The following is a 3,416-nucleotide window of genomic DNA, read 5'->3' as shown; positions in this document are numbered from 1 at the left end:
CGTCGTGGCCAAGATCATCGAGTAATCGAAAGGCTTGAAGGGGTATAGCTCAATTGGCAGAGCGTCGGTCTCCAAAACCGAAGGTTGTAGGTTCGATTCCTACTGCCCCTGCCACCTGCTAGCGTGGCATCTGTCAAGCCCGCCAGGCCCTGGCGGGCTTCGGCGTCTTGTGTGACGCCGGTCGTTCAAGGCAAGTATTCAGCGTATGGCCACTTCTCCAGTTGAAACCGTCACCACTTCGGCAGACAAGGCGAAGCTGTTCCTTGCCGTGGCCTTCGTGGTGGCCGCGGTCGCGGGCTTCTATGCCTTCGGCAGGCAAGGGCCGCTGGTCCAGTGGGGCGTCCTGCTGGTCGGCCTGGTGCTGTCGGCCGCGATGGTGCTCGTCTCCGAGCCGGGTCGGCAGTTCATTGGCTTTGCGCGCGACTCATGGCGCGAGGTCAAGAAGGTCGTCTGGCCCACCCGCAAGGAGACCCTGCAGATGACGGCCTATGTGTTTGCCTTCGTGGTGATCATGGCGCTGTTCCTCTGGGCGACGGACAAGGTCCTGGAGTGGACGCTGTACGACCTGATCCTGGGCTGGAAGAAATGAAGGTGGAACCGATGGACTCGAACGACGGCACGCAAGCTGCAGCGCAAGGCGCGGCGCCCTCGGACCTGCGCTGGTACATCGTGCATGCCTACTCCGGCATGGAAAAGGCGGTGGAGCGCAACATCCGCGAGCGCATCGCCCGCGCGGGGATGGAGGCCAAGTTCGGCCGCATCCTGGTGCCCACCGAGGAGGTCGTGGAGATCAAGAATGGTCAGCGCCGCACGACCGAGCGCCGGCTGTTCCCGGGCTATGTCTTCGTCGAGATGGTGATGGAAGACGACACCTGGCACTTGGTCAAGCACACCAGCAAGGTCACGGGCTTCGTGGGCGGCGCGCGCAACCGGCCGGCGCCGATCTCCGAGGAAGAGGTCCAGAAGATCGTCAGCCAGATGGAAGAGGGCACGGAGAAGCCGCGCCACAAGGTCGAGTTCATGGTCGGCGAGCTGGTGCGTGTCAAGGAAGGCCCGTTCACGGACTTCAACGGCACCGTCGAGGAAGTGAACTACGAGAAGAGCCGCCTGCGGGTGTCGGTCATGATCTTCGGGCGCTCGACGCCGGTGGAGCTGGAGTTCGGCCAGGTCGAGAAGACCTGAGCAGGCGCCTTCGTCCTTTCTGTTTTTCGCGCTTTCCAGGACTCGGCGCGCTTCGGCAAGAAGAGTCCCCAACCCCGGGGAGCCCGGCGCTGTCTCTGACAGGCCGAGCGTCAACACCCGCAAGGAGCAACCATGGCGAAGAAAATCGTCGGCTTCATCAAGCTGCAAGTGCCAGCTGGAAAGGCCAACCCCTCCCCCCCGATCGGCCCGGCCCTCGGCCAGCGCGGTCTGAACATCATGGAGTTCTGCAAGGCGTTCAACGCCCAGACCCAGGGCGTCGAGCCCGGTCTGCCGCTGCCCGTGGTGATCACGGCCTTCGCGGACAAGAGCTTCACCTTCGTCATCAAGTCGCCTCCAGCCACGGTGCTGATCAAGAAGGCCGCCAAGCTGGAGAAGGGCTCCGCCAGCCCGCTGACGGCCAAGGTCGGCAAGATCACCCGCGAGCAGCTGGAAGAGATCGCCAAGACCAAGCAGAAGGACATGAACGCCGCCAGCGTGGACGCCGCCGTGCGGATGCTGGCCGGCTCGGCCCGTTCCATGGGCGTGACGGTGGAGGGTCTGTGACATGGCAAAGCTGACCAAGAAGCAAAAGGCCCTGCAGGGCAAGGTGGACTCCACGCGCCTGTACCCCTTCTCCGAAGCCGTGGCGCTGGTGAAGGAAGCCGCGACCGCCAAGTTCGATGAGTCCATCGACGTGGCCGTGCAGCTGGGCGTGGACGCGCGCAAGTCCGACCAGGTGGTGCGCGGCGCCGTGGTGCTGCCCAACGGCACCGGCAAGACCACCCGCGTGGCGGTGTTCGCCCAAGGAGCGAAGGCCGAGGAAGCCAAGGCGGCCGGTGCCGACATCGTCGGCATGGACGATCTGGCAGCGCAGGTGAAGGCCGGCGACATGCCCTTCGACGTGGTGATCGCTGCGCCGGACGCGATGCGCGTGGTCGGCACGCTTGGCCAGATCCTGGGCCCGCGCGGCCTGATGCCGAACCCGAAGGTCGGTACCGTTACGCCCGACGTCGCCACCGCCGTGCGGAACGCCAAGGCCGGCCAGGTGCAATTCCGCGTGGACAAGGCCGGCATCGTCCACTCGACGATCGGCCGCCGCTCGTTCGACGACGAGAAGCTGCAGGGCAACCTGGCGGCGCTGATCGACGCGCTGAACAAGGCCAAGCCGGCAACGAGCAAGGGCCTGTACCTGCGCAAGGTCGCGATCTCGTCGACGATGGGCGTGGGTGTCCGCGTGGACACGCAGACCATCTCGGCCTGACCGGTCGAAAGATCTTGGGGCGTTCCGTCAAGGGCGCTCCAGTGGTGGGCCGAAGCGACCTGCGTGCCGCTTCGGGCCATCCAAGACCGCTGGTGTGCGGATCCGGCCGCACCTAAACCCCCGGGCCAGCGCAGATGGCGATCCCGCTGCAGATGGAATGGAAAACGGATTCCTCGACAGTTGGTCGCTGCAAACCAAGAGCGCGCACGCAGGGAGCAATCCCCCAGTGCGTACATGAAGGAGTAGACCTTGAGTCTTAATCGCAGTGAGAAAGAAGCGGTCATCAATGAAGTGACCGGCCTCGCCGCCAAAGCTCAAACGCTCGTGATCGCGGAGTACCGTGGCATCACGGTGGCCGACATGACCAAACTGCGCGTGGATGCTCGCAGCAAGGGTGTTGCCCTGAGTGTTCTGAAGAACACGCTGGCACGCCGTGCTGTGGCAGGCAGCCAGTTCGAGGTGGTGGCCGACCAGATGACCGGCCCGCTGATCTATGGCTTCTCCGAGGACGCTGTGGCCGCCGCCAAGGTGGTGGCCGATTTCGCGAAGACCAACGACAAGCTGGTGATTCGCGGCGGCGCCTTCGGGGGCAAGGCCCTGGATGTGAACGGCGTGAAGGAGCTGGCAAGCATTCCCTCCAAGGAAGTGCTGCTGGCCCAGCTGTGCGGCTTGCTCATGTCGCCCGTGTCCCGTACCGCCGTGGTGCTGGGTGCGCTGGCGGCCAAGAAGGGCGAGGGCGAAGCGGTCGCCGCTTGAGCGGATCGTCCCGCAGGCGCAATCCCCCATCAACCCACCGATTCAACTGATTGTTAGGAAACCAAAATGGCATTCGACAAAGACGCATTCTTGACCGCCCTGGACAGCATGACCGTGCTGGAGCTCAACGAGCTGGTCAAGGCCATCGAAGAGAAGTTCGGCGTGAGCGCTGCCGCCATGGCCGCTCCCGCTGCTGGCGGAGCTGCCGGCGGCGGTG

Annotated in this window: 5 protein-coding genes, 1 tRNA gene and 1 pseudogene; all 7 read left to right on the top strand. The window is 64.5% G+C overall.

What is annotated here, in order from left to right; all coding sequences use genetic code 11:
• The first annotated feature begins 38 nt into the window (after positions 1-38).
• A tRNA-Trp gene (locus A612_RS01485) sits at positions 39-114 on the top strand.
• A gap of 91 nt (positions 115-205) precedes the next feature.
• On the top strand, positions 206-589 hold the full coding sequence (gene secE / locus A612_RS01480) for a preprotein translocase subunit SecE (RefSeq protein ID WP_019372845.1): 384 nt from the start codon (positions 206-208) through the stop codon (positions 587-589).
• 11 nt (positions 590-600) lie between these two features.
• The gene (nusG, locus tag A612_RS01475) at positions 601-1,182 is read left to right on the top strand and encodes a transcription termination/antitermination protein NusG (protein ID WP_051001389.1); all 582 of its coding nucleotides are present in this window, start codon (positions 601-603) and stop codon (positions 1,180-1,182) included.
• A 132-nt stretch (positions 1,183-1,314) separates the two neighbouring features.
• Positions 1,315-1,746, top strand: coding sequence for a 50S ribosomal protein L11 (gene rplK, locus A612_RS01470; RefSeq protein ID WP_019372843.1), 432 nt, complete (start codon positions 1,315-1,317; stop codon positions 1,744-1,746).
• Position 1,747: 1 nt separating this feature from the next.
• On the top strand, positions 1,748-2,443 hold the full coding sequence (gene rplA / locus A612_RS01465) for a 50S ribosomal protein L1 (RefSeq protein WP_019372842.1): 696 nt from the start codon (positions 1,748-1,750) through the stop codon (positions 2,441-2,443).
• Positions 2,444-2,692: 249 nt separating this feature from the next.
• A complete protein-coding gene (gene rplJ / locus A612_RS01460; RefSeq protein WP_040435527.1) occupies positions 2,693-3,199 on the top strand; it encodes a 50S ribosomal protein L10 in 507 nt (168 codons plus the stop codon).
• 66 nt (positions 3,200-3,265) lie between these two features.
• Positions 3,266-3,416, top strand: a pseudogene (gene rplL / locus A612_RS01455) (50S ribosomal protein L7/L12); the annotation flags it as partial.

Origin of the sequence: Melaminivora alkalimesophila (genome assembly GCF_000282995.1) — a bacterium.
In the GTDB taxonomy this organism is placed as follows: Bacteria; Pseudomonadota; Gammaproteobacteria; order Burkholderiales; family Burkholderiaceae_C; genus Melaminivora; species Melaminivora alkalimesophila.
The sequence above is the reverse complement of the archived record's forward strand: the minus strand, read 5'-3'. Positions and strand labels throughout refer to the sequence as shown.